The sequence below is a fragment of the Mediterraneibacter catenae genome (assembly GCF_008691045.1).
In the GTDB taxonomy this organism is placed as follows: Bacteria; Bacillota; Clostridia; order Lachnospirales; family Lachnospiraceae; genus Mediterraneibacter; species Mediterraneibacter ornithocaccae.
On sequence record NZ_VMSO01000001.1, the window covers coordinates 232,003 to 257,857 of the forward strand.

Here is a 25,855-nt window from a genome sequence, read left to right on the forward strand (position 1 = left end):
AATGGCGAGAAAGAGCAGGAAGCATACTATGGCGCAGGCTGCCATGCCTGCTTCCCCGTTTATCAGCACGGCACTGTATATCCGGCTGTCTGTGGAGGATAACAATAAACGTGGAAATTCTATCGAAACGCAAAAGCTGGTTCTCGAAAAATTCTTATTGGGAAAACCTGAACTGCGTCTTTATGACATTTATATCGACAATGGAGCAACAGGAACGAATTTCAACCGTGACGGCTTCCAACGGATGCTTTCGGATATTGAATCCGGCAAAGTGGGCTGTGTGATTGTCAAAGACCTTTCACGCCTGGGACGCAATGCCATTGACACGGGATATTACATTGAGCGGTATTTCCCTTCCCATAATGTCCGGTTCATCAGCGTTACGGATCAATTTGATTCTGAAAATCCTGATAATCTCCACGGCGGTATTATCCTTCCGCTGAAAAATATGATTAACGAAGCCTATGCTCTGGACATAGGACGCAAGATAAAGGCCCAGGCCCGTCAGGATATGAAAGAGGGCAAGTATGTGGGTGGCAGGGCGCCATTTGGATATATGAAAGACCCTGATGACTGCCACAAATTGATTATTGATCCTGTGGCGGCTCCTGTGGTACGCCAGATTTTCCAGTGGGCTTATGAAAAAGTCCCCCTCAACCGGATTGTGCTTCTGCTCAATGAAGGAAACTACCCTTCTCCCGGAAAGTATAAGATGCAGACCGGGGAGATCACCCATCAGGCGTTAGCCGGGCGCGGCTACTGGCAGACCTGGACAGTTGCCAAGATTTTGAAGGAAGATAAATATACCGGCGACATGGTGCAAGGGCGGACAAAAACCGTTCTTCACCGGCAGGTGCCCGCAGGCGAGGAAAACCTGATTGTGGTTACTGGCACCCATGAGCCTATTGTTTCCAGAGAGATTTTTGATGCTGTCCAGAAGTACCGGGCAGAAGTGGCCGAGGAAAGCAAGAAGCATCCGGTTATTCCATATACGCCCAATATTTTCAAGGGGCGGATTTTCTGTGGAGACTGCGGGAGAAGCCTGCACCGGCAGCGTTCTCATGGAGTGTATCGCCTCCACTGTCTGACCCCTACCAGGGTACATAAAGATAAATGCGCTGGTGTTTCCATCAGCGAAACCGAGCTGATCGCAACGGTGCTGGACATTCTTAAAAGGGAACTTGCTGCCGTCCTGGGGGATTACGCACTGCTTCTGAACGACAACATTCAAAAGCAGGAAAAAGAGGCTGCCACCCGTGAGAAAATTAACCGGGCAAAGTTACAGCTTAACCAAAGCCGTGAGTTTTTGCAGACTCTTTATGAAAATCTGATGAACGGAGCGATTGACAGCGAAGAATATTTCGTCTTGAAAGCGACTTACGAAGAACAGATGCAGGCGGCCCAAAAAGAGCTTTCCTCTTATGAAAACCAGTCTGCCGCCCGTCAGAAGCAGGCCGAAAAGTGCAAGCACCTGGAAAAAGACGAGCAGGAACTTTTGGCCGGAGGCTCCCTGACTGCCGCCCTCATTGAGCGTTTGATTGAGCGGATCACGGTCTACCCGAATAAACAGGTAGATGTAAAATTTACATTCCGCACGGAATTTGAGGCGTTTAAGGAGGCGGCGGCAGAATGAAAAAGTATATGATTGCTCTTTATATCCGTCTTTCTTTGGAGGATGCCAAAACAGATAGTATGAGTATTTCCAGCCAGCGAAGCATCCTTCGGGAATATGCCTCTGAACTGCCTGAATATGCCAATGCGGAACTTATGGAGTTTGTAGATAACGGGTACAGCGGGGCAAACTTCGAGCGCCCTGCGGTGCAGGAATTACTTGACCTGGTACGGGCCAATCGGATTGACTGTATCATGGTAAAAGATTTTTCCCGGTTTGGTCGCAACAGTTTGGAAACCGGCTACTTTATCGAGCGGGTATTTCCGCTGTTTCATACCCGCTTTATCTCTGTCAATGATGATTTTGACACCCAAAAGTTAAAAGGTGATACCGGAGGTATGGAAGTCGCCTTCAAGTATTTAATCAGTGAGTATTACAGCCGTGATATGTCGGTAAAGACCAAAACGGCCAAATACCTGAAATTCCAGCGTGGCGAATACCAAAGTAAAATCTGCCCTTACGGTTATCGCAAAGGGGAAAACGGACGGATGGTGCCGGACCCGGAGACTTCCGAAGTAGTCCAGAAAATTTTTGAATATGCCGTAAATGGCATGAACGCAGCCGATATTGCACGGGAGCTTTCCCGTCAGCAGATTCCCACGCCCGGAGAACATAAGGCCCGAAAAGGAATTAAGACACACGATGTTTCAAGAACTCACGGAATGTGGTGCAATTCTACGGTGCTTCGGATTCTTGCTGACGAACGATATATGGGCACTTATGTGATTGGCAAAAGAGAGGTTACGGAAATTGGCGGCCACAAGATGCGGAGCAAAGCGGAAAGCGACTGGATCAAAATACCGGACCATCATATACCGCTGGTGAATGAGGAAATCTTTTCAAAGGCCAATGCCTCTATTCAGCGTTTTAAGATTCCAAACAGGAAAAAGCACAACTATCTCCTACGTGGGAAGGTTATCTGTGGATGCTGTAAACATGCCCTGCACCTGGCAAACGGGACATCTTACCGGTGCCGTTTTTCCAGCACGATTCCTTCACTGGACTGCTATAACATTCATATCCGGGAAAAAGAACTGAACCAGCTTGTTTATGAATTACTGTGCAAACAGTTCCAGGTAGCATTTGGCGTTGACAGCTTAGCGGATCTCCGTAAGGTAGATACCGTTGCTTTACGTCAAGCTGACTTTGACCGGCAGATTTTTGAACTGCAGGAAGAAAAGCGGAAGCTGTATGAATCGCTTGTTTCCGGGGGGATTCCGCTCCCGAAATACAAGGAGCAAAAAGAGCAGATCAGTGAAAGGCTGTTGGAAGTGCAGAATACCAAAGCGGTTGTCATGGCCCGTCTTGAAGCCGAACAGGAAGAACGGCAGCACCAGCGCCAGCAGATGGATATTTCCCGGATGCTGACGGAAAGCGATGGGCTGACTTCGGAATTGGTTGATCTTCTGATTGATAAGATTTATGTTTACCCTGATAAACGGGTGGATGTTGAATTTAAGATAAGGGACAGTTTGGCAGCTCACAAATGAGGGAAAGGGATTGATTATGCGGATTGCGTTTTATTACAGAAAAGGCAGCACAACTTTTGGCTGTATGCTGCCGGAAGAAAAGGAACGACTTCATGCTTTTTTTGCCGCCGAACAGAAACGGGAGGCGGCAAAATCCCTATCAAGAAAGCTGGATCATGGGGACAAGAAAAAATAAATATTTTTTTGTCGTGGGCTTGACATAAGGGTGTGATATTTCCGGGAACCAGGAGGCAGCAGTGATGGATTACAGGTCGGAACTGGAGATAAGCTTCAGGGAAGCATTAAATAATAATTGTCTGAATGTCCTGTATCAGCCCCAGGTAGATATGAGGACAGAAGAGCCGAAGGGGGCGGAGGCGCTCGTCAGGTGGAAGAAAGAGGACGGAACTGTCCTTTCTCCGGCATACTTTGTTCCGGCTCTGGAAAAAATGGGACTGACAACTCTTTTGGATGAAGCTGTTATCGGGATTGTGTGCAGGGACATCTGCGAGGCAAAACAAAACGGATTTCCATTTTCCCCGGTGTCCGTGAACCTTTCCAGGCTGCACGCCGTAAGACGTAATGCTGCAAAAAGTTTTCGGGAGATTGCAGAGCGATGCGGAGTTGAACGTCCGGAACTCTCTTTTGAAATTACGGAGACTGCGGCGCAGACAGAAGACGGCACGGAAGAAGTATCAGAGACGAATGAGGAAGATAAAAAGATGATGCTTCTGGCTGGTGCGCTTAAAGGAGAAGGATACCGCATTGCAATGGATGATTATGGAATGGGAAGCTCCACACTGAAACTTCTGCAGGAGGTACCTTTTGATATTCTCAAGCTGGACCGGTATTTTGTCAGGCGAATCGGAGATCCCCGGACAGATATCATTCTGGCCTCCACAATCGGCATGGCGGGAGCGCTGGGGATGGAAGTGATAGCGGAAGGTGTAGAGACAGAAAAACAGATCCGTTTTCTGCTCGATCATAGGTGCCGTTACGGGCAGGGATACTACTATTCCGGGCCGCTGCCCAAGGAGGAGTACATCAGATGGAGGCTTGAGTATGAAAAAGATGTATAAGCGGCTGGCGGCCACATTTTTATTCTCTGCCATTCTGACTGCGCTGATATTCGGAGTAAGCCTTTATGCCAGAGGAAAGGCTGAGAACGGAAGATATCTGGAACAGCTTCTTGTGAGTGTGGAGAACAATCTGGAGCATGCGTCCGAGGATTATACAGAGCAGATGGAATATCAGAAAACAGAGTGCATGAGACGTGCCAGGGCGGCTGGGTATATCGTCGCAAATGATGAGCGGATAATCGACAGAAACAGATTGGGGATCTTAAAGGAGCTCATGGACGTAAAGGCCATCTCTCTGATCGATTCGTCAGGAACTATATTTTTAAGTACAAACCAGAATCTGGAAGGCGGCATGGAAGACCAGGACGTGATGAGAGAACTGGAGAAGACGGCAGAGACGGAACTGACGCCCGCAGCTGTCCGCATGGATCAGCCGGATTTCCAGAGTGCCCCTGAATACCTGTATGCTGCTGTGGGTTCAGAATCAGACCGGCTTGCGGCGGTACGAGTAGATGCTGATCTGTCGCAGTCCGGAATGACAAGCGGAAAAGAGCTCGTCGAAACAATCCTGAAACAAGCCACGACAGAATATGCTACCGGGATCTTCGCGGTAGGAAAGGAGAGGGGAAGTATATTCGGTATTACGGAGAACAACAGCCAGAATATCCGTGTTGAAAATGTAGAAGAAGGTACGGAGCTGCTCGGATATCTGGAGGAACTGCCGAAAGAGAGACCGCTTGTCCTATATATTAACAGGGCTTTTCAGAGTGCGGTGGTAAGAGATATGGAGGGGATGTATCTCGTAGCTTTTTCCGGACTGGACCGGGTAGTGGGAGATGTGCTTCTGACCTTTTGGCTGGGCCTGGCAGTAATTGGCACGATCAGTATACTTACTGTATTGATGGTACGGTCCCATTTGAAAAAATATCTCTTCTGTCATTTTGAAGAGATCCGGGAAGGAATATACGGTATTATCCGGGGTGAACGCGATCCCGGTGAGGAGAACAGTGAGATCCCGGAATTAAAGCCCCTGGCGGAGATGATCTACCGGCTCGAACGGGAATATGTTGAAAAAATACATGGAATGAACCGGATGGAAACACAGCTTACTGAAGCACTTACTGAAGCTGAATACGACCGGCTTACCGGACTGTATAACCGGACCGGATTCGAGCGGAGGACAGAGTCTTACCTGAGAAGAGAGAGCCGGTCAGGAGGGGCACTGCTTTTGATGGATCTGGATAATTTCAAAAAAGTTAACGACTGTGAAGGACATCCGGAGGGCGACAGGGTACTCAGAATCTTCGCAAAATGTCTGTGCGCGGTATTCCGAAAAGAAGATGTTATCGGACGAATTGGCGGAGATGAATTTGCCGTGCTTCTGTGCAACGAGGTACCCCGTGAAATCCTGGAAGAGAAATCAGTATCTCTCCGGGAGGAGACCCGCTGCGCATTGGCGTCATACTTTGAGAAGTATCAAGTCTCTGTGAGTATCGGGGCCGTACCTGTGGACAGTCGTGAGGATGAGTACAGGAAACTGTACCGGTGCGCAGATACGGCACTGTATATTGCAAAGTACCTGGGAAAAGACCAGTTCTACTTTAATGAAAAGATGATTGACTGCATGAGAAGAGAATGTATCGGATGCCGGGCGGACTGTCCTAGAAGCAGAATCATAAGCAGTGGAAAAAGGACAAACTGAGAAAGGGCGGCTGCAAATGAAGACAGTTTATGTCATTATCCCGGCGTTGGAGCCGGAGAATACACTGCCAGAGTATATTATAGAACTGCAAAGCAGGATACACTCCCTGGTGGTGGTTATAGACGACGGATCAGGAGAGGCTTACCGTGGGATATTTGACCGGGTCAGCAGACTGGAAGGCTGCACAGTCCTTCGACACCATAAGAATCTGGGGAAAGGCCGGGCCCTGAAGACAGGCTTTGAATATGTCTTGAAAGATGCCGGGGACCTGCACGGGGTACTTGTACTCTGTGCTGACTGCGACGGGCAGCACCTGGCAGAAGACGGAATACGTCTTCTGAAGACAGCGGAGCGCTGCCAAAACACATTGGTTCTAGGTGTAAGAGACTTTTCAGATGAGTCTGTACCATGGAAATCCCGGTTTGGAAATCACATTTCATCGGCTCTTTTCCGTTTCCTTACGGGAGTAGAGTTAAAAGATACGCAGACGGGATTTCGCGCTTTCGGCGGCAGTCTGCTAGAGCGCATGCTCTGTATTCCCGGAGAGCGGTTCGAGTATGAGACGGAGGTACTGATTGAATTCGCGGGAGAAGGGATTCCCATCCTGACTGAGAAGACAGAGACAATCTATGTCAATGAAAATGAGGACACGCATTTTCATCCGGTGCGGGACAGCCTTCAGGTGACAGGGGTGCTCATGAGGGAACCGGCAAGGTTCTGCCTGGTATCTGCACTCTGTGCACTTCTTGATGTAGGACTGTTCTGGCTTCTCGCCGGAACCGGGAGGCCGGTACAGGAATGGAGTCCGGCAGGACTTGGTAGAATCGCTGCGGCTACGGCGGCTGCACGTGTTCTTTCGGCGGCGGTGAATTTCACGATGAACAAGAATTGGGTGTTCCGGACAGAAGAAGCAGGAAGAGTGCAGAGATATATTATTCTCTTTACCGGGCTTATGGCAGCTTCTGCCGGATCAGTATATCTTGTCTCCTCGGTCTTAGGGATCAGGCCGGCGGCAGCAAAATTATTCTGTGACGGCGTACTGTTTCTTCTCTCGTACCGGATCCAGAAGATGTGGGTATTTGCGCGCCGGAAAAAGAGGAGAGAGGACATATGACAGAGGAGAAAAAGAGAAATATATGGTTTGTATTGACTATTATCACATCATCTGTTTATCTGTTATGGAGAATTTTTTTTACTATACCGTGGAATGGGGGCGTGATACAGGCGGCTGCGGGGATTATCCTTATTCTGGCGGAGACGGTGACTACACTGGGGATGGCGGAACTGATGGTCAGCCGAATGAAGAACAAAGGCTGTGAGATACCGCTTCCGGATATCCCGGCCGGTCAATTTCCGGAGATTGATGTATTGATCGCCACACATAATGAGCCGGAAGAGCTTCTCTACAAGACAGTCAACGCCTGTACATTTCTGGAATATCCGGACAGGTCAAAGGTGCATGTCTATGTGTGCGATGACGGAAACCGGACGGAGATCAAAGAGATGGCAGAACATCTCGGAGCAGGATATCTGGGACTTGCAGACAATATTCATGCCAAGTCCGGAAACTACAATAACGCTCTCTCGTATACATCATCCCCTCTGATTGCCACTTTTGACGCGGATATGATCCCGCGAAGGACATTTTTGATGAAGACGGTTCCTTATTTTCTTATTCCCGAAAAGCGGATCGGGCTCGTCCAGACGCCTCAGAGCTTCTACAATCAGGATCTCTTCCAGTTTAATCTCTTCTCAGAGCGGTACATTCCGAATGAACAGGACTTTTTCTCAAGAGAGATCAATATATTGCGCAACGCCACCAATACTGCGGCATATACAGGGAGCAATACTGTAATATTGCGGTCCGCCCTGGAAGAGATCGGCGGATTCCCATACGATACGGTGACGGAGGATTTTGAGGTCAGTCTGCGCCTTCAAAAAGCGGGCTATATTACTTATGCTTCTTCTGAAGTGCAGGCGGCAGGACTTTCAACTACGACTGTGGAGAGTATGATCAGACAGAGGGTACGGTGGGCTAGGGGCGTGATCCAGAGCATCCGCAATACAAACGCGGTATTTACGAGGAAATTTACTGTGGCTGCCCGGCTGTCCTATCTGAATGCGTATCTGTACTGGTGGTCCTTTCTGTGCAGGATGGTATTTATTCTCGCTCCTATCCTGTTCGCCCTGTTCGGATTCCGGCTGGTAGAGTGCGGATTTTGGGAACTTTTGCTGTTCTGGCTGCCATCCCATCTGTCGTACCGTGCGGCGATGGAATATCTGAGTACAAATATCCGGAATATCCGCTGGAGTCAGATCATAGATACGATTCTGGCACCATATCTGATTATTCCGGTGTTACTGGAATCTGTCGGGATACGTGAGAAGAAGTTTACAGTGACGGATAAAAAGAAGAAAAGGATAAATACGGCTTCGGCGAGGTATCTCATCCCTCATGGTATACTGATTGCTCTGACAGTTGTATCAATCCTTCATTTTATAAGGGGGAAATACGGTATGGCTCTTGTATACAGCAGCGTGATACTTTTCTGGCTGGGATATAATCTGACGGGGCTTGTATATGCGGTGTTTTTCATGCTGGGCAGAGAATCCAGACGTATTTCAGACAGGATAGGAGCAGAAGAGAAAGCAGAAATATGGGTCAGGGGAATATGCAGGGCCGGTTTAACAGAGGATGTGTCCGAGGAAGGAATAGGCCTGCGGATGCCGGAAATGCCGCAGATCAATAAAGGGGAGCACTTTCGGGTTGTAGTGACAACAGAGTATTACCGTGCAGTGATGTACGGAGTCTGTGTATACTGCCGCAGAGAAAATGAAGAGGGAGAGACCAGGGGATTCCTTGCCGCCAGGGTCTTTCCGGCGGAAGAGAGAGACCGTAGGAACTGGCTTCAGATTATCCATGACCGTGAGCACTCTCTGCCTACGGAGATAGATCCCTGGATGACCATATATGATGAAGTGGACAGAAATGTCAGAAGGCGGTGGGAGCAGCATCGGAGACAGAAGAGGAAGAACGGGGAGGGTGTCTCATGATACAGATACAGGAAACGCTCCGTGCGGCAGGGCAGACTTTACTGCTTATATTGTCGTTCTGGGGATATTTTTTTCTCGTGTACCGATTCGGGAGAGTAAGGGAATGGTTTGTGCCTGTCGTCTGCATGACAGGAATCGGGCTTGCGCTTTTCTGGGGAGGGCTGGCAGGGGATGTCTCCCTGGCAGCGAATATGGTTCTGGCAGGCGGTCTTGCCGGATTTGTGGTGTTTTTTATCTTTTGCATAAGAAGGAAAGTCCGTCTGCCGGGACGGAATCTGTGCAGATCCTGTTTTATTGTGGGAGCAGCAACGTTCGGCATACTATCACTGAACCTGGAAATGCTTCATTACGATAATTTCTCTCATTGGGCGGTGATCGTGAAATATTTACTGTCTGCAGACAGACTTCCGGATGCAGATACAGTACTGGTTGCTTTCCGGAACTATCCTCCGGGCAGCAGTCTGTTTATTTATTATGTATGCAGACTTGCCGGGCACTCCCGGGGAATGATGCTTCTGGCGCAGAACAGTATGATTTTTGCATGCTTTTATGCTGTGTTTGGGATTGTAAAGGAAAACAGGCGATTTCTGCTCTATTCAGTCCTGGGAACAGGATGCGCGCTTCTGTCATATCTGAATCTGACGATTCGTATCAATAATCTGCTGGTCGACTTTCTGATGCCGCTTCTGGCAATGGCATCCGTGGCAGTTTCTTACCGCTGCAGGGATGAGAAGGGAAAACTGTGCCTTTTGCAGATTCTTCTGCTTGGCTTTACTGTGACTGTTAAGAGTACAGGTGTATATTTTGCGGGAACAGCGGCAATTTATGCGCTGTGGGAAATTCTCAGGACAGAAATACCCGGTCATGTAAGCGGGAGAGACTGCTCGTCAGGAAGAACAGGGTACAGCAGAATGGGCAGACGCAGAGCAGGTGCTATTCTTCTGAGTGTGATACTTATCTGCGGCTCTTTTCTGCCTTCTATGGCATGGATATACCATGTACAGGCTCAATTGGAAGGGTATGAAATGAATACTGGAAATCCTGTAGGGGAAGACGACTTCCGACAAGTCACGGAAAAGTTTTTTGAAGCGGCGTTTGATCCGTCGGGAAGGGCGTTACAAATGCTTTCCTTCGGTATTTTTTTGTCGGCCGGAGCTGTCCTGTATGCAAGATTTAAGATAAAAAAGAAATGGAATCTGGGCAGGATACTTCCGGCTGTGATTACCCTGACGATGTTGTATTATGCGGGAATGCTGTATATGTATCTGTATTCCATGTCCGCTGAGGAAGCACTCCGGATGGCAGGATTTGAGAGATATGCCTGCAGTGCGGTTATACTGTCTGCAGGACTGCTTCTCATGGGGGCGGTAACGGATATGGAGAGTTCCTTTGCAGTCAGTATTGACGACAGAGGGGCTTACCGGGCATATTCAAGCCCTTCGGCAAAACGCCGGTATCAGTATGCTGTCCTGGTATCTGTAATCGTGGCCGGGAACCTTCTCTATTCGGAGTTCAACGGATTGCGAAGCATCCGGGCAGAGTATGGGGAGTCGCTGCCGGCCAGGGCAGAAAAGATTGTCGGAGACAGGTGGTATAAAAATGGTGAAGCTGACATTAAAAAATATCTGATTGTTGCTCCGGACGACAACGGACAGGTGGCAAGCGGCGAGGTACGGTATGTGTTCCGGTATTTCCTGTGGGCGCCTGATGTGGACGTGACGGAAGATCTGAGCGACATGGAGAGAGAAGAAGCGGAGAAAGAGTACGCCAGGATAATTTATCTCTGATTAGTCTGACAAATGAAAAACCCTGTGCTAAACTACTTGAAGCTTCTCGGAGGGCTGACTGTCAGAAAGAACCGCGTCAGCCGGATAAGAGGCAGGCTGAGAAGCCTGATCCTCGGAGGAAAAGTCATTCATGAGAAATGGCGAACCGGATAAGAGATAAGTTGAGACACTTATTCCTTATCCGGTTTTTTTAGTAAGTGAATCACAGGAGGATGAGAAAAAATGGATTTTCTGAACGGAAAGATCAAAACGATCTACTTCAAGTATCTGTCGGCGGCGTTCGGCAGTGCACTGATCACTTCCATCTATTCCATCGTGGATATGGCCATGGTGGGACAGTATCACGGGCCGGAGGGATCCGCAGCGCTTGCAGTGGTGGCTCCGGTATGGAATATAAGAAAGATGTCATATATGCCGGGATCGTGGCGGATCATCTGGAAGCGTGGGAGGAAGAGTACCAGAAAGAATACCAGATGAAGTTCCTGACACCGGATCAGCTTGCAGAAGATAGCGGGCCGCTCCTTGACTGGCTCAGGGAGAACGGATATAAGCATGTGATGATCCACTGGGATCTGGACGTGATCTCCCCGGCGGATTTTCGCTCCCTGCTCTGTGCAGAGCCTCATATCCCGCCGGTGGAGTACGCGGTGGGAGAGATGACTCTGGATCAGATACTCCGACTGATCAAAGATGTATCGGCTGAGTTTGACGTTGTCGCTCTGGGCATCACGGAATTCCTGCCTTGGGATATCATCCGGCTGCAAAAAGGGCTCGGGGAGCTTAGTATATTTCACGAATAGTATGTTTTGAATCTTAAATCCGGTTTTTATCTCCCCACTCACACATTCCGTCCAGGATGGGAATCAATGATTTCCCTCTTTCAGTTAAACTGTATTCCACTTTGGGAGGAATCTGAGGATATTCCTCCCGGTGGATAAGCTGGTCAGCTTCCAGTTCTTTTAATGTTGAACTCTTAAAGTCTTATAAGGAGACCTTCAGCTTTTGTTTGTCTTTCCACAGATAGTATCCGATAAATGCCAGAGCGGTGATCACCCAGGTCACGGGGTAGCTGAATATGATGGCGTGGATCGTGGGTGATATTCTCAGTACGCCTGCGAGCCAGATGATCCTTAAGACGCAGACTCCGAGAAGGGTGATCACTACAGGGACGATCACATTTCCACGACCTCTGAGCGAGCCGCCGAGTACCTCGATAAACACATAGACGATATACCATGGCGTGATGAACAGGAGCATGTCAGATCCGATCTGCACAACAGTCTCATCTGCGGTAAACAGGCGGAAGAGGAGTCCTCTTGCCCCGATCAGAACAGCGACAAGGACAAAGGACACGACCAGATCCATACACAGGCATACCCGGGTGCTCCTTCGTACACGATCCATTTTGCCGGCGCCATAGTTCTGTCCGACAAATGTGGTGATGGAGATACCGAACGCGGTGCTGACCATCCAGAAAATGGCGTCCAGTTTGCCGAACGCGGACCATGCTGCAGCGGTATCTGTACCGAACGTGTTGATCGCGGCCTGAATGGCGATGTTCGTGATCGCAAAAAGGACAGACTCAAAGCCGGTGGGAATACCGAGCTTTAACTGCAGTTTCAGGAGCGAGCCGTGGAAACGGATCTTCCTCAGAGAGAGATGGAGCAGTCCGCCGGAACGCATCAGTTTATAGGTTACAAGAAAGGCGCTTACTGCCTGCGCGAGCAATGTGGCGATGGCGACGCCCATGACGCCCATATGGAACACAAGGACAAAAACCATGTCCAGAATGATGTTGATGACACAGCATATGATCAGGATGTACAGCGGATTCCTGGAGTCCCCGGTTGCGCGAAGGATAGCGGAGCCCATATTGTAGACGAGTACGAACAGGATACCTGCAAAATAAATCCGCAGATACACAAGAGAATCCGCCATGATCTCTGCCGGTGTATTCATGAGCCGGAGCATGAAAGGTGCGGACAGTATGCCGATAAATGTGAGCGCAATCCCGCCGGCCACAGCGATCGCATATGCATTGTGGAGACCTGCATTTGCTGTATCTTCTTTCCGTGCCCCTGTGAACTGGGCGATGGTGACGGCAGCGCCCGAGGAAAGTCCGGTGAAGAAACCGACTACCAGGGCAACGATCTGCGCAGAGGAACCGCCCACACTGGCAAGCGCTTCCTTCCCTACAAACTGACCTACGATCACACTGTCAATCGTATTGTAAAGCTGCTGGAAAAATGTTCCGAGCAGGATCGGGAAAAAGAACAGCAGAAGCTGTTTCCAGATGATTCCTTCTGTGATTTCATTTTTTGTCTGACGTATTGTTTCCATAATATTCCCTCTCATAAAACAGCGTAAGTATATGTATTATAATCTTAGTTTATAAAAAGAGCAAGAAAATATAAAGAGAACACTTGTTCGAAAATAAAAATTATGATAAACTTAATCTGTAGCAGGGAGGCGGATAAGATGGATAAAAGAACTTATATTGCGATTGACCTGAAATCATTTTATGCCTCTGTAGAGTGTATGGAGCGGGGGCTGGACCCGATGACAACAAATCTGGTAGTAGCGGATAAGAGCCGGACGGAGAAAACGATCTGTCTTGCGGTCTCTCCTTCTCTCAAGTCCTATGGAATTCCGGGCAGGGCGCGACTGTTTGAAGTAGTGCAGAAAGTCGGGGAAGTCAACGCGCTGCGTCGTCAGAGAGCACCGGGGCATAAGCTCACCGGATCTTCCTGTCAGGATCCGGAGCTGAAAAAGGATCCGGCGCTGGCAGTGGATTATGTGGTCGCTCCGCCGCAGATGGCACATTATATGAAGATCAGCGGTGAGATTTACGAGATATATCTTAAGTATATCGCTCCGGAAGATATCCATGTTTACTCCATAGATGAGGTGTTTATTGATGCTACATCTTATCTCGGGACATATCAGATGACTGCCAGGGAACTGGCTGTAAAGATGATCCGTGACGTACTTGATACTGTCGGCATTACTGCCACCGCGGGAATTGGTTCCAACCTGTATCTCTGTAAAGTGGCTATGGATATCGGGGCAAAGCGTATCCCGGCAGATGAGAATGGCGTGCGTATTGCTGAACTGGATGAAATCTCATACCGGCAGCAGTTGTGGGGGCATCGTCCGCTCACCGACTTCTGGCGGGTCGGGAGAGGATATGCAAAGAAGCTGGAAGAGTGCGGGCTGTTTACGATGGGAGATATTGCCCGCTGTTCTCTGGGGAAACCGACAGATTATCATAATGAAGATCTTCTGTATAGGCTGTTCGGAGTCAACGCAGAGCTCCTGATCGATCATGCATGGGGCTGGGAACCTTGTACTATTGCCGATATCAAGGCATACAGGCCGCAGAGCAGCAGCGTGGGTTCCGGCCAGGTACTGCAGTGCCCGTATCCGTTTGAGAAGGCAAGGCTGGTAGCGAGAGAGATGGCGGATCTGCTTGTACTGGATCTGGTAGATAAGGGACTTGTCACTGATCAGATTGTCCTGACAGTAGGATATGATATAGATAATCTGAAAGATCCTGATCTGCAGAAACAGTATCGTGGAGAAATTAAAACAGACCGTTACGGAAGAAAGATTCCAAAGCATGCCCACGGTACGATCAATCTGAAGCAGTATACATCTTCCACCCGTCAGATCGTACAGGCGGTAACGGAACTGTTCGACCGGATCGTAGATGAGAAACTTCTGGTGCGTAGGCTCAGTATGGCTGCCGAACATGTCATTCCGGAGGATGAGGCGGAGAGAGACATGAGGTTTGAGCAGATGGATCTTTTTACGGATTATACTGCTCTTCAGAGAGAGCAGGAAAAACAGGAGGCAGAACTGGAGCGGGAGAAAAAGATGCAGAAGGCTGTTCTGGAGATTAAGAAGAAGTTTGGAAAGAATGCGATATTAAGAGGGATGAATCTGGAAGAAGGTGCGACAGCCAGGGACAGGAACAGTCAGATCGGAGGTCATAAGGCATGAAAATCCGGAATGGAGATGATGAACTGTGAGTATCGAGGGTACAATGAAAAAATACGATGATATTATCCGGCTTCCCCATCATGTATCTTCTGTTCATCCGCATATGCCTGTATCTGACCGGGCGGCTCAGTTTGCACCTTTTGCTGCCCTGACCGGATATGGAGATGTGATAAAGGAAACGGCACGGCAGACGGATGCCAGACCGGAACTCTCAGAAGATGAAAAGGAAGCACTGGATTATAAAATCCAGCTTGCATGCGGTCTTCCCGGAGACAAGCCGGAGATTACAATTACCTGTTTTGTTCCGGATGAGAAGAAATCCGGCGGGGCATATCATACAGTTGAAGGCAGGATCAGACGGATCGATCCGGATGCAGGACAGCTAATCATGGAGGATGGGATTAGAATCAATCTGGAGGATATAGTGAATATTTTGTTCTGTTAAGAGATGCTCTTTAAGCATAACGAACCATGAACTCTAAGTATTTGAAGCATTGCTCATATTGTGTCAAAATATACGTATAAAGAAACAGGTGTTTTGCTGAAATGAGAGGAGAATAAATGATGCAGTACACAAAATTAGGCAACTCGGACTTGAATGTATCCCGTATCTGTATGGGCTGTATGGGATTTGGAAACGCTGCTAACGGTCAGCACACATGGACGATAGATGAGGCTCACACCCGCGAGATTGTCCGCCGGGGACTGGAGTCGGGCATCAATTTTTACGATACGGCAATCGGGTATCAGAGCGGTACGAGTGAGCAGTATCTTGGACGTGCGCTCAAAGACTTTGCAAAGCGAGAAGATGTTGTAGTCGCTACGAAATTTCTTCCCCGCACACCGGAGGAGATTGAACAGGGAGTGCCTGCACAGCAGCATATAGAGAAGATGATCAATAAGAGCCTTGAGAACCTTGGGATGGATTATGTGGATCTGTATATTTATCACATGTGGGATTACGCGACGCCGCTCTATGACATTATGGAAGGGCTGAACAATGTGGTGAAAGCAGGCAAGGCGAGATATATCGGTATTTCCAACTGTTATGCCTACCAGCTTGCCAAGGCGAACGCTCTGGCAGAAAAAGAAGGATTTGCGAAATTTGTGTCCATACAGGGACATTATAACCTTATTTTCCGCGAAGAGGAGAGGGAGATGGCGAAGCTCTGCCGTGAGGATAATATCGCTATGACTCCGTACAGTGCTTTGGCGGGCGGACGCCTCTCAAAGAAACCGGGAGAGACATCGAAGAGACTTGAGGAAGACGATTACGCAAGGCTGAAATACGACGGGACGGCGAAAGAAGACGGCATGATCATCTCCCGTGTGGCGGAACTGGCAGAAAATCGGGGAGTGTCAATGACAGAGATTTCACTCGCATGGCTGCTCACAAAAGTGGCTGCGCCGGTAGTCGGCGCAACGAAGCTTTCTCATGTGGAAGGCATGGCGAAAGCTGCGGAGATCTGTCTGACAAAAGACGAGATCACATATCTGGAAGAGCCGTACGTTCCTCACAGACTGGTAGGAGTCATGGCGCAGAATACAGCGGACCAGGCTAAGGAAAAACATGTCTGGTCTACAGGAAACCAGAAGCTATAATGGTAATCATCCATGCAGGGCGGAAAAGGGAGCCACCTTTTCCGCCTTGCTGTTTTCCGGAGGCAATGGTAGAATTGTTGCTATAGTGAGGTGAAGCGTGAACAATGGAAATACGAGTGCTGAGATATTTCTTGATGGTGGCAAGAGAAGAAAATATAACAAAGGCTGCGGAACTTCTGCATATCACACAGCCTACCCTGTCGTGGCAGCTCATGCAGCTTGAGGAAGAACTTGGGAAAAAGCTGTTTCAGCGGACCAATCACAGTATCCGTCTGACCGAGGACGGAATGCTTCTGCGGCGCAGAGCACAGGAGATCGTGCAGCTGGCGGATAAGACAGAGATGGAATTTAAGACGGGAGAGGAAGAGCTGTCGGGAAGCATTGCGATCGGAAGCGGCGAGGCGAACAGTGTGCAGGAATTTGCTGAAATCATCGGCAGGTTCCAGAAGAAGTATCCGCAGGTGCAGTATGATCTGTACACGGCAAATGCAGATGATATCAAGGAAAGACTTGACAAGGGGATACTGGATATCGGATTGCTGACAGAGCCTGTGGATATCGGGAAATATAATTTCTTACGTCTTAAGGGAAAAGAAAAATGGGGCATACTGGCGCGCAGGGATTCCGAGCTTGCGCAGAAAAGTGCAGTCAGACCGCAGGATCTGATGGATGTGCCGGTATTTCTGGCGCAGCGCCCGCTTGTAAGAAATGAACTCGAAGGATGGTTTGGAGAATACTATGACCAGATTCATGTGGCGGGAACATACAACCTGATCAATAACGTGGCAGTCATGGTAGAAAACAAAATCGGTGTGGCTTTCTGCTTTCAGTTACAGAACCGTTTTGACAATCTGAAATACATTCCGCTGTCTCCAGAGGTAGAGACGGGCGCTGTGATCGTCTGGAAGAAAGCGCAGACCATGAACCGGACGATGCGTCAGTTTATCAATTTTATGAGAGAATATCAGGAAAAAGAGCGCCACACATTGTAGTGAAAAAGCAGGCGTTTTGTTAGAATATAATCCGTGAGTGTGGGTGCAATCCAATGCGCTGCTGATAATGTGACCGAAGAGATTCTCGCATAAGGCTTTTAATAGATCGTCCTTTGCTTCAAAGTGAGCGTAGAAGGTTGTCCTGCCTACATTAGCGGTATCGATGATTTCCTGTACCGTAATTTTACTGTAACTTTTTTCTGCCAAGAGCGTACTGAACGCAGTAAAAATAGCTGCTCTCGTTTTTCGCTGTCGCCTGTCCATAATAGCTCCTTCTGTACAATTTTTCAAAAAAGTTCCATACGAAACATGGAACTGATATTATCCATTGTATTTGACTGGCATCTTACCTACAATAAAAAAGAACACAATGTTCATTATCAAATTTATTGTACGGCAAATATAAATGACCGTCAAGAACTGAACGGACTGATATGTCGTGCAGATTGGAGAATCTACCATGATAAAGAAGCTTAATGATTTTTTGTCCGGATTTCCCATGACGATTGTGGCCGGTGCATTTCTTTTGCTGGATTTAGTGCCGCATTTAATGGAAGAGTTTGGTGGCTCATCAATGCGGCTTTCCTTTTTGCCGTTAGATCCTGCATGGGGAACTGTTATTATCAGCGGGATTCCGCTTTTGTATCTGGCAATATGGCGGATTATTTATAATCCCGGCATCAGCAAAATATCTTCTGCCCTTTTGATCTGCATTGCCATGTTTGCTGCTATTGCAATCGGAGACTTGTTCGCCGCAGGAGAAGTTGCGTTTATCATGGCGATTGGCGCACTTTTAGAGGATGCTACCACCAATCGGGCAAAAAAGGGATTGAAACAGTTGATCAGACTTGCTCCAACGAAAGGGCGCAGACTAACAGACGGGAAAGAGAAAATGATACCGGCGGAGGAAATCAGGCAGGGAGATATTTTGCGTATTCTGCCAGGTGAAACGATTCCGGTTGACGGAACAATCATAAACGGTGAAACCTCTGTTGACCAGTCCATTATGACGGGAGAATCCCTGCCAGTTGATAAAGGGGCAGGAGAGGAAGTTTTCTGCGGCACTATCAACCGTTTTGGTTCGATTGACATTTCAGCAACAAAAGTGGGCGAAAACAGCTCCTTGCAAAAGCTGATCCGCATGGTACAGGACGCAGAGAACAAGCAGGCTCCCATGCAGAGAATTGCCGACAGGGCGGCGAGCTGGCTTGTGCCGGTCGCTTTGCTTATTGCAATTTTAGCCTATGTATTTACCGGTAATATCGTTACTGCTGTAACCGTGCTGGTCGTGTTCTGTCCCTGTGCCCTCGTACTGGCAACACCTACTGCAATTATGGCGGCAATCGGGCAGGCGACAAAACATGGTGTGATCATCAAGTCCGGCGAAGCCCTTGAAAAAATGGGAAAAGTAGACATGATTGCTTTTGATAAGACCGGTACTTTAACTTATGGCCGATTAGATGTCAGCGACATGATTTCTTTTGATGAAACAATCAGTGAAACAGAGATGCTTTCTCTGGCCGCTTCCGCTGAAACCAGGAGTGAACATCCGCTGGGAAAAGCGATTGTGGAATATGCAAAATCAAAAGAAGTTCCGTTGATGGAATCAAACAGCTTTAACATGATTACCGGCAAGGGGATTTTTGCAAAGGTGGGCAGTCACAGCCTGCTTTGCGGAAACGAAAAATTTCTCACAGAAAACGGAGTTTGGATTGATAACAAGGTTCAATCCGCATTGGAACGGCTTCGCATACAGGGAAAAGCCTCTATTCTTGTTGCAGAAGGTCAAAAATGTATCGGTGTTATTGCGCTTTCTGATGTGCTGCGCCCGGAAGCAAAAGAAATGGTTTCCCGTCTTTCGGATATGCATACTCGCACCATTTTACTTACCGGAGACAATCAAAAAACAGCTGACTATTTTGCACAGAAGGTTGGTATTTCCGAAGTTCGGGCGGAACTACTGCCGGAAGAAAAAGTGCAGAGTATTGAGAATCTGCAGGCAGAGAATCACAAAGTCTGTATGATCGGTGACGGTATCAATGATGCACCGGCGCTTAAAACGGCGGATGTAAGCGCCGCTATGGGAAGTATGGGAAGCGATATTGCCATAGACGCTGCGGAAATTGCCCTGATGAGTGATGATCTTTCAAAGATACCGTATCTGAAGCGGCTGTCTAATGCTACAGTTAAGACCATTAAAGTCAGCATTACCTTATCTATGTGCATCAATTTTGCAGCGATTGTGCTGTCGCTTATGGAATTATTGACACCTACTACCGGGGCGCTGGTACATAACGCAGGTTCTTGTTTTGTGGTGCTGATCGCCGCACTGCTATATGATAGAAAGTTTGAATGAAAAGTATTTTGCAAAATGTGCCATTAGAAAGAGCCGCTGCCCAAATGGGCAGTCTTCTCCTCATAGCGGTCGATCACATCCTGAAGTGTGATCGACTTCATTTCTTCTTCTTCTTCGTGTTCAAGATCATATTCCCGGAGGGAGAAGAGAAAAAGAAGTGATTTGCTCAGGGTCAGAGGGGAACGGATGAGAATTTTCAGAAGGAAAGGGGGTTGGACAAGTTGAAGGTTGGAATTATCAGATGTATGCAGACGGAAGACTACTGTCCGGGAACTACGGATTTTAAAGCCATCCGGGAGCGGACAGGCGTCTTTGAGGGGATTGAGGAGGAGATAGAGATCGTCGGTTTTATCAACTGCGGGGGATGCCCGGCGAAGAAAGCAGTTCTGCGGGCAAGAGAACTTGTAAGGCGCGGGGCAGATACGATCGCTTTCGCAAGCTGTATCCGTAAAGGAACTCCGATCGGCTATCCGTGTCCGTTTGCAAAGAAAATGAAAGAGATTATTGAAAAAGATCTACGGGAGAAAATCCGGTTTCTTGATTATACACATTAAGGTGTGGAAACTCATATGGAGCCGATTGGTTCGATCAAGAATCAGCCGGCTCCATTTTTCATATTGAAAAATTTTGTTATGCAGTTTTCAGCAAAGATATCTGTTTTCAGATTCCGGTGAAGGCGTATATCTGGCAATCATATCACCGGAGGTTCTCTCCGTTAGAGGCGATCACATCCCTGTACCAGTACCTTTCCGCAGAGGACAACAAAACCTATCTCCCCAATATCGTCACCTCCACGCTGAAAAGCATTGTGGCGGAAAGTGATCATCGGCAGAACCGGATGATTTTCAAGCTGGCCGTGGAGCTGGCGGTCATGATGAATGTGGTCGCAGCGAATAACAACATCGATCCGGTGTTACTGGAACGCCTGCGGGGAGAATGTGTCAAGGAAGTCAAAAGGCTGAATGGCTCCTTCTCTTTTGATGATGCGGTGAGCTGGCAGAAAGGATGGGAAGAAAACGAGTAGCAATTGAAAACGAATTGCAATCCCCGGTTCCTCTTGATATAATAATGGTTAGATATTACTAACTCATTTGCATATAGGAGGATAGATAGCCATGTCCGAATTTGGTATAGTAGAAGATACAATGTTTATTCCTATGGTGGGAAGGATTTACGCCAGCGAAAAGTTTCCGGGTATTTTATATGATAAAAAAGCACTTTCATTAAAAGAAAAGCTGCCATCCGCACTGTTGGAAACAGGAAATCAAAGTCAATACACGCTACTGGCTTCTGCATCCCGTTCCGCTAATATGGATCGGCATATCCAGAACTTCCTGAAACGTAAGCCGGATGGTGTTGTCATACAGTTGGGCTGCGGACTGGAGACAACATATGATCGCAATGACAATGGGCAAACCCAATGGTATGCTGTAGACCTTCCGAATGTAATCGAATACCGGCGCAGTTTGCTCCCGGAACCTGAGAAGGAAACTTATCTTTCAGGGGATGCTTTTTCAGACGGATGGCTCAGGCAGATCCGAAGGAACATGCCTGATACGCCTCTTCTGGTTACTGCAGGAGGTTTGTTCCATTACTTTCAAGAGGAAAAAGTTTTTGGCCTTCTGCAGATGCTGGAAGGTTTCGGGAATATAGAGCTTGTGTTTGATACGGTAAATAAAAGCGGCATGAAAATGTTGCAGAAGAAATATATGAAGCAGATGGGACATGAAAATGCCCGAATGTTTTTTTATGTGAATTCGGCTGAAAATCTGGTTACCACACTAGGTAGAGGTGTCAAAGTATTGGCGGATGAACCATATTACAAGTTTATCAAACGAGATGGATTAAAAATCATTACAAAAATCAGTATGGATATTTCAGATCGATTTGGAATGCTCAAAATGATCCATCTGGAGTGGAGGTAATGTAAATATGGTGGTCATGATAGAAAGTCTGATTGGTATCTTATTATTCACAATCCTGATTGTGTCGCCGACGCTGAAAAATCCCCTTGCCTCAGTGGGAGATTATCCCCGGCCATAAGGGAGAAATGTATGGAATTAGGATTAATCGAAAAAAGAGAACAACGTTTCCCAGGTCAGATATCATCTAGAAAGGAATCGCCCTGCTTGCTTTTGTGTTCATCTTCGCTGTTATCCTGAAACAGTTTAATGGAGCGGATACATTCTGGAAAGGGGTTCGGGATTCCTACATGATCTGGCTGATCATTGATTGGTATGATGCTCTTGTACTCGATAGCATCTGGTTTTGCCATTCGAAAAAAGTCAGGATACCAGGCACAGAGGATATGGAAGAATATAAGGATTACTGTTTTCATATTAAGCAGTCCTGTATTGGTATGCTTCTTGGCTTGCCCGCCTGTCTTGCAGTGGGAGTGATTACAGCAATCCTCTGATCAGCCATCAAATGATATAAAACAGAATATGATTCGCATTCAGTAGGAAATCTCTTACTATGTCTCCTGCTCTTCCTTTACTCTAAAATGGAAGGAGGTTTCTCATGACCCGCCATGTCACTATCAAATGATTAACAGGTAAAAAATGAATTGCAGTCCTATACGTCTCCTGATATAATATTAGTTAGTTGTTGCTAACCCGATTGTGTATAGGAGGGTACATCCATGTTTACTGTTCGTCCATATAAGGAAGAAGATGCTGCGGCCTGCGGGGATTGCTTCTACGAAGGATTCTTTTCATGCTCTGTGGATCAGAACGATAAAATACTTTTGCGTGACTACGCACAGATCCTGATTGAAAAATGCAATTTCACCTATGTTGCGGAAACGGAGGATCATCAGGTCGTAGGATTCATCTGTGGAAAATATGATAAGCGTTTCAGCAAGGCTCTGGCAGCTCAGTATGAGACAAAAAAGCACTATGGCCGTTGGTGTAAAATGTTCCTCAAGTTCTATCTGAAAAGATATAAAATGTCAGCACCATTCCAGAAGCAGTTTGATGCCTTTTTCCGTCAGCTACAGGAAAGGGATAAGGAAACCGTTGGGAAATGCGATCTGGAACTCGTTGCCCTTTCGTCCAGAAGGAATTACAGAAAGGGGTTGGGAACCGCATTGGTCACACACTTTTTGAATCGGGCAAAAGCTGATGGAGCAGATCGTGTGCGGCTTTTTACGAACACTCTTGCATCGTGGGAGTTTTATGAAAAACGTGGATTTAAGAAAGTGGCAGAGAAGCCCTTTCAGGATGGCTCCGGCAATCAGTCCCTCGTTTATGAGTACGTTTTGAAGGAGCATGAATATGAAAAACACCATCTGTGAAAAACTGATGTGGTCAGCGATGACACCTGCTATTTTCAAATATATCGCAGCCAATTGCAAAAATACGGATACATTCAGGGTGAAGAAGAAATCGCGTAAAAACTTTAAAGATATGTTGGCGAGGACACCCGACATAGGCGGTTTTACGAAAAATCCTCTGCGAATCTGTCTTTCCGGCGGAATTGTCTGGATGGCAGTTTATAAGGCAATGGATGGGGCGATGAGCCATGAGCAGTTCGGGGAAATGGTGACAGCCACGATGCAGGCGTCGCTCATTAAAAAAGCTTTCGGGAGTAAAAATCCATTTGATATGGAATATCAAAAAAAGAAAGTCAAGAAGGACAGAATTGCAAATGCCATATCCGACAGCGAATTCAACTGGATGACGGAGACGATTCCCGGAAGGGATGCAGACGAATACACCATCAACTATCACAGGTGCGGCCTGTGTGCGCTTGGAAAACAGGAGCATTTGGAAGAACTGATACCCTATATGTGTGCCATGGATTTTATTTCTGTTGATCTCATGGGCGGCGTGTTATACAGGACAGGTACACTTGCAGAGGGCGCAGAAAAGTGTGATTTCTATGTTTGCAAAAAGGACTCTAAATGGGATAAAGAAAGAAAATACGGACAGCAATCCAAGCTGCAAAAACAGGGAGAGTTGGGAAAGTGGAATATGTGACGGTTGCACAGGAGGGCTTCTATGGACTTTATCATGTCCCTGTTAAGGATCATGATCCCAAAAAGGTCGTCATCGTAGTAGGCGGCAGCGAAGGGAATGAAAATATCCCGATGAATGTGGGTGCTATGTTTGCCAGGTGCGGCATCGCCGCGTTAGGTATTTGTTACTGGAACGTAGACGGGCTGCCGAAAGAACTGGTTCGGGTGCCTGTCGATCCATTTGAAAAAGCGATCCTGTGGCTGAAAAACAAAGGATATGAAAAGATTATCATGTATGGCATTTCAAAAGGCGCTGAACTGGTATTGCTTTGCGCTTCTCTTATGCCGGATATCTGCGGCGTTGTTGCCCTCTCCCCGATCCACTGTATATGGGGAGGCATGTACGGGAATAAAAGCATGGCATCGAAAACTTTTTCATCTGCCTCCGAATTCACATACAGGGGAAAAGATTTTCCGTGTATGACAGCGCATCTGAAATATGGGCCGGCAATCCGGAACCTCATCCTCCATCAGCAGTTCGAGTTATCCTACATCTACGAAGAACCGCTGAAACATTTTGATGAGGATACAGCCATTCATGTGGAGAACATTCAGGGAAACATTTTATTTATTTACGCAAAGGAAGATCTCATGTGGCCCAGCAAAGAGGCAGTGGCATATATGGTAAACCGCCTGGAAAAACACCGGTTTGCTTTCCGGGTGGATGTCTTGGAATATGAAAAAGCAAGCCACATTCTTGTTCCATTAAATCCATCTAAGCTGAAAATGTTTAAAATTGAGAGACAATATCCGGAAGATTGCAGGCGCAGCCGTGAAGACGCTTTCCATAAAACGATAAAATGGATATCGGAGGTAAAGTGAATATGGCGGTCATGATAGAAAGTTTGATTGGTATCTTATTATTCACAGTTCTGATTGTGTCACTGACGCTGAAAAATCCCCTTACCTCAGTGGGAGATTATCCCCCGGTCATACGGGAGAAATGTATGGAATTAGGATTGATCGAAAAAAGAGAACAACGCTTTACCAGGGCAGATATCCTCCGAAAGGGGATCGCCCTGCTTGCTTTTGTGTTCATCTTCGCTGTTGTCCTGAAACAGTTTAATGGAGCGGATACATTCTGGAAAGGGTTTCGGGATTCCTACCTGATCTGGCTGATCATTGATTGGTATGACGCTCTGATACTTGATTGTATCTGGTTTTGCCATTCGAAAAAAGTCAGGATACCAGGCACAGAGGATATGGAAGAATATAAGGACTATCGTTTTCATATCAGGCAGTCCTGTATTGGTATGCTTCTTGGCCTGCCCGCCTGTCTTGCAGTGGGAGCGATTACAGCAATCCTCTGATCAGCCATCAAATGATATAAAACAGAATATGATTCGCATCCGGCAGGAAATCTCTTTCGAGGTCTCCTGCTTTTTCTTTACTCTAAAACGGAAGGAGGTTCCCCATGGCCCGTCTGGTCACCAAATTTAAGTACCTGAAGCCGGATCAGGAAAAGCCCATCGGCGGGTATGCCACCTACATCGCCACCCGTGAAGGTGTGGAGAAGATCGATGAGTCTTTCAAGCTGGCTCCAGCAACCGTGAAACACCAAAAGCTCATCGAAAAGCTCCTGCGGGATTTTCCGGATAGCGCTGCGATGCTGGAGTATGAGGACTACCAGAGAGAAAAGACCGTAGGAGTTGCCTCTGAATTTATCACCCGTGCCATTGAGGATAATGCCCATGAGATCCTGAACCAGAGAACCTATGCCGACTACATCGGCACCCGGCCTGGTGCGGAACGGTTTGGCAGCCATCATCCGTTCTGCGATCCTCTCTTCAGATATGATCGTATTTGCAACCCCGCTTTATTATTACGGGATGTCAGCACAGTTAAAAATTGCAGTTGACAGATTTTGTGCATATAACAGCAGCATCACCAGAAAGAAGATGAAGTCCGCACTGTTAGCTGTGGCATGGAACAGCGATAACTGGACATTTGATTCTCTGGAGAGCCACTATCGTACTCTGGTCAGATATCTGCACTTTGATGATCAGGGGATGGTACTTGGAAGAGGCTGTGGAAGTCCGGGGATGACGAGAAACACCGAGTATCCAGAGAAGGCGTATGAATTAGGAAGATCACTTTGATAGGATACATAATATATAGAGCC

24 protein-coding genes and 3 pseudogenes are annotated in these 25,855 nt (G+C 47.5%); 23 read left to right on the plus strand and 4 right to left on the minus strand.

Annotation, left to right across the window (positions count from 1 at the left end):
- Position 1: 1 nt before the first annotated feature.
- The 9 genes and pseudogenes from FNY66_RS00970 to FNY66_RS01010 all read left to right on the plus strand — a co-directional run bounded on the left by FNY66_RS00970 (position 2) and on the right by FNY66_RS01010 (position 11,563).
- Positions 2–1,633 (plus strand): recombinase family protein, encoded by a 1,632-nt coding sequence (locus FNY66_RS00970; RefSeq protein ID WP_150310024.1) that lies wholly within the window; start codon positions 2–4, stop codon positions 1,631–1,633.
- Positions 1,630–3,162, plus strand: coding sequence for a recombinase family protein (locus tag FNY66_RS00975; RefSeq protein ID WP_150310025.1), 1,533 nt, complete (start codon positions 1,630–1,632; stop codon positions 3,160–3,162). The genes FNY66_RS00970 and FNY66_RS00975 overlap by 4 nt, the downstream gene beginning before the upstream one ends.
- 239 nt (positions 3,163–3,401) lie before the next feature.
- On the plus strand, positions 3,402–4,220 hold the full coding sequence (locus tag FNY66_RS00980) for an EAL domain-containing protein (protein ID WP_087150147.1): 819 nt from the start codon (positions 3,402–3,404) through the stop codon (positions 4,218–4,220).
- Complete coding sequence (locus FNY66_RS00985) at positions 4,204–5,922, plus strand: GGDEF domain-containing protein (protein ID WP_150310026.1); 1,719 nt, start codon at positions 4,204–4,206, stop codon at positions 5,920–5,922. Before FNY66_RS00980 ends, FNY66_RS00985 begins: the two co-directional genes overlap by 17 nt.
- A 16-nt stretch (positions 5,923–5,938) precedes the next feature.
- On the plus strand, positions 5,939–7,036 hold the full coding sequence (locus FNY66_RS00990) for a bifunctional glycosyltransferase family 2/GtrA family protein (RefSeq protein WP_150310027.1): 1,098 nt from the start codon (positions 5,939–5,941) through the stop codon (positions 7,034–7,036).
- The gene (locus FNY66_RS00995; RefSeq protein WP_087150150.1) at positions 7,033–8,976 is read left to right on the plus strand and encodes a glycosyltransferase family 2 protein; all 1,944 of its coding nucleotides are present in this window, start codon (positions 7,033–7,035) and stop codon (positions 8,974–8,976) included. Before FNY66_RS00990 ends, FNY66_RS00995 begins: the two co-directional genes overlap by 4 nt.
- A complete protein-coding gene (locus FNY66_RS01000; protein ID WP_150310028.1) occupies positions 8,973–10,763 on the plus strand; it encodes a glycosyltransferase family 39 protein in 1,791 nt (596 codons plus the stop codon). The genes FNY66_RS00995 and FNY66_RS01000 overlap by 4 nt, the downstream gene beginning before the upstream one ends.
- Positions 10,764–10,985: 222 nt before the next feature.
- Positions 10,986–11,159 (plus strand): annotated as a pseudogene (locus tag FNY66_RS01005) (MATE family efflux transporter); the annotation flags it as partial.
- Positions 11,150–11,563 carry an arginase family protein gene (locus tag FNY66_RS01010; RefSeq protein ID WP_150310029.1) on the plus strand — a complete coding sequence of 138 codons (414 nt, stop codon included), beginning with the start codon at positions 11,150–11,152 and terminating at the stop codon, positions 11,561–11,563. The pseudogene FNY66_RS01005 and the gene FNY66_RS01010, both read left to right, overlap by 10 nt.
- Before the next feature lie 13 nt (positions 11,564–11,576).
- Here the strand turns inward: FNY66_RS01010 and FNY66_RS01015 are convergent.
- Positions 11,577–11,735: pseudogene (locus FNY66_RS01015) on the minus strand (winged helix-turn-helix transcriptional regulator); the annotation flags it as partial.
- Between the two features lie 9 nt (positions 11,736–11,744).
- Positions 11,745–13,103: an MATE family efflux transporter gene (locus FNY66_RS01020; RefSeq protein ID WP_087150155.1), complete on the minus strand. Its 1,359-nt coding sequence runs from the start codon at positions 13,101–13,103 to the stop codon at positions 11,745–11,747.
- A gap of 138 nt (positions 13,104–13,241) precedes the next feature.
- Here FNY66_RS01020 and FNY66_RS01025 point away from each other — a divergent pair, with 138 nt between their 5' ends.
- From FNY66_RS01025 to FNY66_RS01040, 4 genes are all read left to right on the plus strand, one after another.
- The gene (locus FNY66_RS01025) at positions 13,242–14,765 is read left to right on the plus strand and encodes a Y-family DNA polymerase (RefSeq protein ID WP_150310030.1); all 1,524 of its coding nucleotides are present in this window, start codon (positions 13,242–13,244) and stop codon (positions 14,763–14,765) included.
- Positions 14,766–14,808: 43 nt separating this feature from the next.
- Complete coding sequence (locus FNY66_RS01030; RefSeq protein ID WP_150310114.1) at positions 14,809–15,210, plus strand: YolD-like family protein; 402 nt, start codon at positions 14,809–14,811, stop codon at positions 15,208–15,210.
- Between the two features lie 119 nt (positions 15,211–15,329).
- Complete coding sequence (locus FNY66_RS01035) at positions 15,330–16,367, plus strand: aldo/keto reductase (protein WP_150310115.1); 1,038 nt, start codon at positions 15,330–15,332, stop codon at positions 16,365–16,367.
- Positions 16,368–16,471: 104 nt separating this feature from the next.
- A complete protein-coding gene (locus FNY66_RS01040; RefSeq protein ID WP_229409405.1) occupies positions 16,472–17,359 on the plus strand; it encodes a LysR family transcriptional regulator in 888 nt (295 codons plus the stop codon).
- A 102-nt stretch (positions 17,360–17,461) separates the two neighbouring features.
- On the opposite strand, the pseudogene FNY66_RS16085 reads toward FNY66_RS01040, so the two are convergent.
- Positions 17,462–17,623, minus strand: a pseudogene (locus tag FNY66_RS16085) (TetR/AcrR family transcriptional regulator); the annotation flags it as partial.
- Between the two features lie 196 nt (positions 17,624–17,819).
- Here FNY66_RS16085 and FNY66_RS01050 point away from each other — a divergent pair.
- The 4 genes from FNY66_RS01050 (at position 17,820) to FNY66_RS01065 (ending at position 21,640) form a co-directional block, all read left to right on the plus strand.
- On the plus strand, positions 17,820–19,715 hold the full coding sequence (locus FNY66_RS01050) for a heavy metal translocating P-type ATPase (protein ID WP_150310032.1): 1,896 nt from the start codon (positions 17,820–17,822) through the stop codon (positions 19,713–19,715).
- A 221-nt stretch (positions 19,716–19,936) separates the two neighbouring features.
- Positions 19,937–20,269, plus strand: coding sequence for a CGGC domain-containing protein (locus FNY66_RS01055; protein WP_087150160.1), 333 nt, complete (start codon positions 19,937–19,939; stop codon positions 20,267–20,269).
- 284 nt (positions 20,270–20,553) lie between these two features.
- Complete coding sequence (locus FNY66_RS01060) at positions 20,554–20,739, plus strand: hypothetical protein (RefSeq protein WP_143449245.1); 186 nt, start codon at positions 20,554–20,556, stop codon at positions 20,737–20,739.
- A 91-nt stretch (positions 20,740–20,830) separates the two neighbouring features.
- A complete protein-coding gene (locus FNY66_RS01065; protein ID WP_150310033.1) occupies positions 20,831–21,640 on the plus strand; it encodes a class I SAM-dependent methyltransferase in 810 nt (269 codons plus the stop codon).
- Between the two features lie 173 nt (positions 21,641–21,813).
- Here FNY66_RS01065 and FNY66_RS15390 read toward each other — a convergent pair whose 3' ends face one another.
- On the minus strand, positions 21,814–22,053 hold the full coding sequence (locus tag FNY66_RS15390; protein ID WP_162607699.1) for a hypothetical protein: 240 nt from the start codon (positions 22,051–22,053) through the stop codon (positions 21,814–21,816).
- A gap of 303 nt (positions 22,054–22,356) precedes the next feature.
- Here FNY66_RS15390 and FNY66_RS01075 point away from each other — a divergent pair, with 303 nt between their 5' ends.
- The 6 genes from FNY66_RS01075 (at position 22,357) to FNY66_RS01100 (ending at position 25,832) form a co-directional block, all read left to right on the plus strand.
- Complete coding sequence (locus FNY66_RS01075) at positions 22,357–23,010, plus strand: GNAT family N-acetyltransferase (RefSeq protein ID WP_150310034.1); 654 nt, start codon at positions 22,357–22,359, stop codon at positions 23,008–23,010.
- On the plus strand, positions 22,991–23,695 hold the full coding sequence (locus FNY66_RS01080) for an L-2-amino-thiazoline-4-carboxylic acid hydrolase (protein ID WP_150310035.1): 705 nt from the start codon (positions 22,991–22,993) through the stop codon (positions 23,693–23,695). Before FNY66_RS01075 ends, FNY66_RS01080 begins: the two co-directional genes overlap by 20 nt.
- Positions 23,683–24,555, plus strand: coding sequence for an acyl-CoA thioester hydrolase/BAAT C-terminal domain-containing protein (locus FNY66_RS01085; RefSeq protein ID WP_022789869.1), 873 nt, complete (start codon positions 23,683–23,685; stop codon positions 24,553–24,555). The genes FNY66_RS01080 and FNY66_RS01085 overlap by 13 nt, the downstream gene beginning before the upstream one ends.
- Before the next feature lie 125 nt (positions 24,556–24,680).
- Positions 24,681–25,043: a hypothetical protein gene (locus FNY66_RS01090; RefSeq protein ID WP_202879148.1), complete on the plus strand. Its 363-nt coding sequence runs from the start codon at positions 24,681–24,683 to the stop codon at positions 25,041–25,043.
- 104 nt (positions 25,044–25,147) lie between these two features.
- On the plus strand, positions 25,148–25,591 hold the full coding sequence (locus tag FNY66_RS15655) for a hypothetical protein (protein ID WP_229409406.1): 444 nt from the start codon (positions 25,148–25,150) through the stop codon (positions 25,589–25,591).
- Positions 25,527–25,832 carry an NAD(P)H-dependent oxidoreductase gene (locus FNY66_RS01100; protein WP_229409407.1) on the plus strand — a complete coding sequence of 102 codons (306 nt, stop codon included), beginning with the start codon at positions 25,527–25,529 and terminating at the stop codon, positions 25,830–25,832. Before FNY66_RS15655 ends, FNY66_RS01100 begins: the two co-directional genes overlap by 65 nt.
- The last annotated feature ends 23 nt before the right edge of the window (positions 25,833–25,855 follow it).

Excerpts from the sequence above, each read along its gene's own strand:
- FNY66_RS01020 (WP_087150155.1), bottom strand. The coding sequence starts at position 13,103 with ATGGAAACAATACGTCAGACAAAAAATGAAATCACAGAAGGAATCATC.
- FNY66_RS01100 (WP_229409407.1), top strand. The coding sequence starts at position 25,527 with ATGATCGTATTTGCAACCCCGCTTTATTATTACGGGATGTCAGCACAG.
- FNY66_RS01000 (WP_150310028.1), top strand. The coding sequence starts at position 8,973 with ATGATACAGATACAGGAAACGCTCCGTGCGGCAGGGCAGACTTTACTG.
- FNY66_RS01050 (WP_150310032.1), top strand. The coding sequence starts at position 17,820 with ATGATAAAGAAGCTTAATGATTTTTTGTCCGGATTTCCCATGACGATT.
- FNY66_RS15390 (WP_162607699.1), bottom strand. The coding sequence starts at position 22,053 with ATGAAAACAGTAATCCTTATATTCTTCCATATCCTCTGTGCCTGGTAT.
- FNY66_RS00990 (WP_150310027.1), top strand. The coding sequence starts at position 5,939 with ATGAAGACAGTTTATGTCATTATCCCGGCGTTGGAGCCGGAGAATACA.
- FNY66_RS00975 (WP_150310025.1), top strand. The coding sequence starts at position 1,630 with ATGAAAAAGTATATGATTGCTCTTTATATCCGTCTTTCTTTGGAGGAT.
- FNY66_RS01030 (WP_150310114.1), top strand. The coding sequence starts at position 14,809 with ATGAAAAAATACGATGATATTATCCGGCTTCCCCATCATGTATCTTCT.
- FNY66_RS01075 (WP_150310034.1), top strand. The coding sequence starts at position 22,357 with ATGTTTACTGTTCGTCCATATAAGGAAGAAGATGCTGCGGCCTGCGGG.
- FNY66_RS00985 (WP_150310026.1), top strand. The coding sequence starts at position 4,204 with ATGAAAAAGATGTATAAGCGGCTGGCGGCCACATTTTTATTCTCTGCC.
- FNY66_RS15655 (WP_229409406.1), top strand. The coding sequence starts at position 25,148 with ATGGCCCGTCTGGTCACCAAATTTAAGTACCTGAAGCCGGATCAGGAA.
- FNY66_RS00980 (WP_087150147.1), top strand. The coding sequence starts at position 3,402 with ATGGATTACAGGTCGGAACTGGAGATAAGCTTCAGGGAAGCATTAAAT.
- FNY66_RS00995 (WP_087150150.1), top strand. The coding sequence starts at position 7,033 with ATGACAGAGGAGAAAAAGAGAAATATATGGTTTGTATTGACTATTATC.
- FNY66_RS01080 (WP_150310035.1), top strand. The coding sequence starts at position 22,991 with ATGAAAAACACCATCTGTGAAAAACTGATGTGGTCAGCGATGACACCT.
- FNY66_RS01090 (WP_202879148.1), top strand. The coding sequence starts at position 24,681 with ATGGAATTAGGATTGATCGAAAAAAGAGAACAACGCTTTACCAGGGCA.
- FNY66_RS01025 (WP_150310030.1), top strand. The coding sequence starts at position 13,242 with ATGGATAAAAGAACTTATATTGCGATTGACCTGAAATCATTTTATGCC.
- FNY66_RS01010 (WP_150310029.1), top strand. The coding sequence starts at position 11,150 with ATGGAATATAAGAAAGATGTCATATATGCCGGGATCGTGGCGGATCAT.
- FNY66_RS00970 (WP_150310024.1), top strand. The coding sequence starts at position 2 with ATGGCGAGAAAGAGCAGGAAGCATACTATGGCGCAGGCTGCCATGCCT.
- FNY66_RS01060 (WP_143449245.1), top strand. The coding sequence starts at position 20,554 with ATGATTTTCAAGCTGGCCGTGGAGCTGGCGGTCATGATGAATGTGGTC.
- FNY66_RS01065 (WP_150310033.1), top strand. The coding sequence starts at position 20,831 with ATGTCCGAATTTGGTATAGTAGAAGATACAATGTTTATTCCTATGGTG.
- FNY66_RS01040 (WP_229409405.1), top strand. The coding sequence starts at position 16,472 with ATGGAAATACGAGTGCTGAGATATTTCTTGATGGTGGCAAGAGAAGAA.
- FNY66_RS01035 (WP_150310115.1), top strand. The coding sequence starts at position 15,330 with ATGCAGTACACAAAATTAGGCAACTCGGACTTGAATGTATCCCGTATC.